The 5,248-nt window shown below is 48.2% G+C and carries 6 protein-coding genes and 1 pseudogene; 6 read left to right on the forward strand and 1 reads right to left on the reverse strand.

The window, feature by feature from the left end; translation table 11 throughout:
• The 6 genes from AB7E53_RS13925 (at position 1) to AB7E53_RS13950 (ending at position 4,999) form a co-directional block, all read left to right on the forward strand.
• A complete protein-coding gene (locus AB7E53_RS13925) occupies positions 1-840 on the forward strand; it encodes an ATPase (RefSeq protein ID WP_446776349.1) in 840 nt (279 codons plus the stop codon).
• A gap of 12 nt (positions 841-852) precedes the next feature.
• Positions 853-1,677, forward strand: coding sequence for an N-acetylmuramic acid 6-phosphate etherase (gene murQ / locus AB7E53_RS13930; RefSeq protein ID WP_068181615.1), 825 nt, complete (start codon positions 853-855; stop codon positions 1,675-1,677).
• A 5-nt stretch (positions 1,678-1,682) separates the two neighbouring features.
• Positions 1,683-3,491, forward strand: coding sequence for an outer membrane protein assembly factor BamB family protein (locus tag AB7E53_RS13935; protein ID WP_446776351.1), 1,809 nt, complete (start codon positions 1,683-1,685; stop codon positions 3,489-3,491).
• A gap of 106 nt (positions 3,492-3,597) precedes the next feature.
• Positions 3,598-3,822: a helix-turn-helix domain-containing protein gene (locus AB7E53_RS13940; RefSeq protein ID WP_068181891.1), complete on the forward strand. Its 225-nt coding sequence runs from the start codon at positions 3,598-3,600 to the stop codon at positions 3,820-3,822.
• The gene (locus AB7E53_RS13945; protein WP_446776353.1) at positions 3,819-4,133 is read left to right on the forward strand and encodes a HipA N-terminal domain-containing protein; all 315 of its coding nucleotides are present in this window, start codon (positions 3,819-3,821) and stop codon (positions 4,131-4,133) included. The genes AB7E53_RS13940 and AB7E53_RS13945 overlap by 4 nt, the downstream gene beginning before the upstream one ends.
• 11 nt (positions 4,134-4,144) lie before the next feature.
• The gene (locus tag AB7E53_RS13950; protein WP_446776355.1) at positions 4,145-4,999 is read left to right on the forward strand and encodes a HipA domain-containing protein; all 855 of its coding nucleotides are present in this window, start codon (positions 4,145-4,147) and stop codon (positions 4,997-4,999) included.
• On the opposite strand, the pseudogene AB7E53_RS13955 reads toward AB7E53_RS13950, so the two are convergent.
• Positions 4,996-5,248: pseudogene (locus AB7E53_RS13955) on the reverse strand (IS4 family transposase); the annotation flags it as partial. The gene AB7E53_RS13950 and the pseudogene AB7E53_RS13955 sit on opposite strands and share 4 nt — an antisense overlap.

Raw genomic sequence — 5,248 nt, forward strand, 5'->3', positions numbered from 1 at the left:
ATGATACTGATAGCAGATAGTGGTTCAACTAAAACCGATTGGTGCCTGGTTGATAAGGGGGCGCTGGTTAAGCAGGTCTTCACGAAAGGGACCAATCCCTTTTTTCAGACTGAAGATGAAATCAGCAACGAGGTAGAGCAGAACCTGCTGCCTTTTATAGAGGCAGCCAAGGTGGAAGCCGTATGGTTCTACGGAGCCGGATGCGCTTTCCCCGAAAAGAATGAAATAGTACGCAAGGCGATAGCACGCCACCTGGATGTACCCATCGAGGTGGGCAGCGATATGTTGGGTGCCGCCCGTGGCTTATGCGGCAGACAGCCGGGTATCGCCTGCATTATGGGCACCGGTTCCAACTCCTGTTTTTACGATGGGAAGGAGATTGTAAGCAACGTATCGCCCCTGGGATTCATCCTGGGCGACGAAGGGAGCGGTGCGGTACTGGGCAAACTGCTGGTGGGCGATATCCTCAAAAACCAGCTGCCGGCCGCATTGAAAGAAGAATTCCTGGCAACATACGAATTAACACCTGCCATCATATTGGAGAGAGTCTACAAAAAGCCTTTCCCCAACCGGTTCCTGGCCAGTGTGTCGCCTTTCCTGGTGGCGCACCTCGATGTGCCCGAAGTACATTCGCTGGTGCTCAATGCCTTCAAAGCCTTTTTCAACCGCAATGTAAAACAGTACGATTACCAGCATAACCCGGTTCATCTCATCGGATCCGTGGCCTGGTATTACAGAACCGTATTGGAAGAGGCAGCGGCGGAGACCGGCATACAGATCGGCACCATTATGCAGAGTCCCATGGACGGACTTATTTCCTATCATTCAGAAAAAAATTAAATTGGACAACAGATGGCTTTTGTAAAAATAACAGAACAACCCTCCTTGTACGACGACCTGGAAAAGAAGTCGGTACTGGAACTATTACAGGAGATTAACGCCGAAGATCAGCGTGTGGCACTTGCCGTACAGAAAGTGATTCCGCAGATAGAGAAACTGGTTTCGCAGATTGTTCCCCGCATGAAGCAGGGGGGACGTATATTCTATATGGGTGCCGGCACCAGCGGACGCCTGGGGGTATTAGACGCCTCCGAGATTCCTCCCACATTCGGCATGCCCCCTACGTTGGTGGTGGGACTTATCGCCGGTGGAGATGTGGCTCTTCGCAACCCGGTGGAAAATGCCGAAGACGATGCGGAGCGTGGCTGGATCGAGCTGCAGGAACGTCACATAAACGAAAAAGATACGGTTATCGGCATTGCCGCCTCGGGTACCACACCCTATGTGCTGGGCGCTTTACGTAATGCACGGGCCCATGGAATCCTTACCGCTTCCATAAGCAGCAACCCCGATTCTCCCATTTCGAAAGAGGCCGAAATCCCCATCGAAATGATTGTAGGTCCGGAGTTCGTTACAGGCAGCTCACGCATGAAATCCGGAACGGGACAGAAGATGATCCTGAACATGATCACCACCACCACCATGATCAAGCTGGGCCGGGTAAAGGGCAACCGCATGGTGAACATGCAGCTGAGCAACCAGAAGTTGGTGGACCGGGGTACACGCATGGTGATGGAAGAACTTAATCTGGAGTACGACCAGTCCCAGCGCCTGCTCCTTATGTATGGTTCGGTAAAGAATGCGGTGGATGCCTATCGCGAAAATAATAAAGGATGAGACCCATGAGACGTATATCCTATATGCTGATTCTCTGCCTGAGCATCTTGTTTGTTCAGGCAAAGGATTTCCGTTTTGCGTTGTTCACCGATCTGCACATCACCCATTCCACTCCCGCTGTGGAGGACCTGCAGCGTGCCGTGGATCAGGTGAATGCCACATCCGGAATCGACTTCATCCTTGTATCCGGCGATATCACCGAAGAGGGAGACCTGGGCTCGTTGCAAAAGGCAAAGTCCATCCTGGACAAGCTGAAGGTTCCCTACTACATAACGTCCGGCAACCACGAAACCAAATGGAGCGAGTCCGGCTGTACCGATTTCAATAAGGTATTCGGGTCCGATCGTTTTCGATTCGAACACAACGGATACCTGTTCTTAGGATTTAATTCGGGTCCGGTGATGCGTATGGCCGACGGCCATGTAGCTCCGCAGGATATCTCATGGCTCAAGCAGGAGCTTACCAAGGCAGGGGCGGAGAAGCCGGTGATACTGGTATCCCATTATCCCCTGCAGGATGGCGACGTGGACAATTGGTACGAGGTGACCGATGCCGTTCGTCCGTTCAATATCAAGGTAATCCTGGGAGGCCATTACCATAGCAACCGACAGCTGTTTTACGACGGGATCCCGGGACTGCTCAACCGTTCCACCCTGCGGGCGAAAGCGGACGCAGGTGGCTATTCCGTCTACCAGGTAACCAACGATTCCATCGTTGTATCTGAACAGACCATCGGCGGCGAACCCAAACGATGGGCGGGTGTGTCTTTGTATAAACGTCCCGATTTCTCTGTAAATAAAAGCTACCCTCAGGTAAAAATGGGTTGGTCGGCCGCCACAGGAAAAGGCATCTACTCATCTCCCGTGGTATACAACAACTCCGTGTATGTGGGCGACGATTTAGGCGAACTCTCGTGCTACACCCTGAAGGAGGGCAAGCTGAAATGGACATTCAAAAGTAACGCACGCATCGTAGGCACTCCCGATGCCGGCAACGGAGTGGTGGTATTCGGTTCTGCCGATGCATCCATCTACGGAGTGGACGCCAAAAGCGGACAATTACGCTGGAAGATGGAAACACCCAAGGCCGTGCTTGGGGCGGTAACTATCCAAAAAGGAATAGCCTATGTAGGCGGAAGCAGCGGATCCTTCTATGCGATAGACGTAAAAACCGGTCGGCTTCAGTGGGAATTCACCGGCGTGAAAGGATACATCGAGACCAAACCGCTGGTGTATGGCGACAAAGTGATATTCGGCGCGTGGGACAACAACCTGTATGCCCTGGAAAAGGCAACCGGCCGTAAAGTCTGGTCGTGGGATGCCGGCCTTACCCGCATGCATTTTTCACCGGCCGCCGTATGGCCCGTGGCAGCGGCAGGCAATGTGTATGTAACCGCCCCCGACCGGGTGATGAGTGCCATCGATCTGCAGAGCGGACAGACCGTCTGGCGTACCAAGCAGTCGGTCGTACGCGAAACCATCGGTCTGTCGGCCGACTCGAAACAGCTCTACAGCAAAACCATGCAAGACAGTCTGGTGTGCTACGCAACCGGACCGGAGGTAAAGCAACTGTGGGCCTGCAACGTAGGTTTCGGATACGAACATGCCCCCTCCATGCCTGTGGAAAAAGAGGGCGTTGTTTTTGGCAGTACACGAAGCGGACTCCTGTTTGCCGTAGAGGCAAAATCGGGCAAGCTGCTCTGGAAATATAAAGTAGGCAACTCCCTTATCAGTACCGTTGTACCCCTAAGCAAGAACCGTTGCCTGTTTACAAGCTCCGACGGCACCGTAGGGCTGTGTGAAATAAAGCAATAATAAGATACCCTTTCGGGTGTTATTCTCCGTATAATCACGAAATAACACCCGAAAGGGTCTATTATTGAATAATAATCTTATATTTGTACCCGAAAAGGTATTGAATATGAATAATCTTCCATTAAACGAATTTGTGAAAGCAAAGCGGAAATCGCTGGGTTTATCACGTGAAGAATTTGCACAGAAAGCCGGTGTAGGCATCCGATTTTTGCGCGAACTGGAACAGGGAAAAGAAACACTGAAGATGGATAAGGTAAACCAGGTGTTAAAACTTATGGGAATGCAACTCGGTCCGGTACCCATGGACAGACAAAAACTGCTTGAATCATGAAAAAGGCCAGGATATTTATGAAAGATAATTTTGCCGGAACCCTTACCGAAGACGAGAATGGCTACACATTTGTGTATGATCCGTCTTATCTGGCAAATGAATCTGCAGAGGCGATAAGTCTGACTTTACCCCTTGGCGACACCCCCTATGTAAGCACTATGCTTCACCCATTCTTTGATGGACTAATCCCTGAAGGATGGTTATTGGATATTGCGGAAAAAAACTGGAAGATAAGCGGCAGAGACCGGATGTCGTTACTGTTGGCTTGTTGTAAAGATTGTATTGGAGCTGTAAGTGTTCAACCCGTTTAATCCAGTCTGTTATGCAGCGATGTTTATATTGTTATCAGCCACTTGAACAAGGTCAGACCGACTTTCATCCGCAGTGTTCAAAGAAACTATTCGGCACAACCACTCCGCCGGAACTACCTTATACCAAAGACGATATAGAATCATTGGCATTGGAAGTGGTGCGATCGCAGGTAACCGTTACGGGTGTACAACCCAAATTATCTGTCGATCTGGAAAAAGAAGCAAATGGTAAAAAACGATTTACCATCGTTGGTCTGTGGGGTAAATATATTCTCAAACCACAAACCGAACTGTATGTAAATCTTCCTGAAAACGAAGATCTTACCATGCATTTGGCAACCATGGTAAACATTAAAACTGTACCGCATTCTTTAATCCGGTTTAAAGACGGATCACTGGCCTATATCACCAAGCGTATAGACCGTGATAAGAAAAAGGGAAAGATTCCCATGGAAGACATGTGTCAACTAACAGAAAAACTTACCGAACAGAAATATAAAGGATCGCACGAACAGATAGCGAAGATAATAATGTTACATTCGGCCTATCCGGTTTTAGACTTACTTACTTATTTTGAAGTATTGTTATTTTGTTACCTAACCGGAAATGCAGATATGCATCTCAAGAACTTCTCACTTTATAAACCGGCTAATGAATACATATTGGCTCCGGCATACGATTTGTTATCAACTAAATTGGTATTACCAGACGATAAAGATGAGCTGGCATTAACATTGAATGCAAGGAAAAGAAAGTTAAAGAAATCAGATTTCAACAATCTGCTGAATACATATAAGATTGATGAAAAAGTAATTGAGAACATATACGAGAACACTAGTGTCCCATTAAAAATGGGACGTTATTAAAAATTAAATAAACTTGGCCCATTTGGTCCAAATCGTTCTTTGTCATTTTGAAATTTAGTTTTATCAAAGAGGTCTCGAAGATGAGTTTTGTCAGTCAATGAAATGCTTAATATTTGAAGAATTTCGTATGTACTTCTATCCAGTTGCATATCGTGTTGAACGATTGCCACCAGGCAGTATGTACATATGGCTGAATAGATTTGAACCCGGACAGCGTTTTCGGTAGTACCCCAAAACTTCTTGATTTTG

Origin of the sequence: Macellibacteroides sp. (genome assembly GCF_050251695.1) — a bacterium.
Taxonomy (GTDB): Bacteria; Bacteroidota; Bacteroidia; order Bacteroidales; family Tannerellaceae; genus Macellibacteroides; species Macellibacteroides fermentans.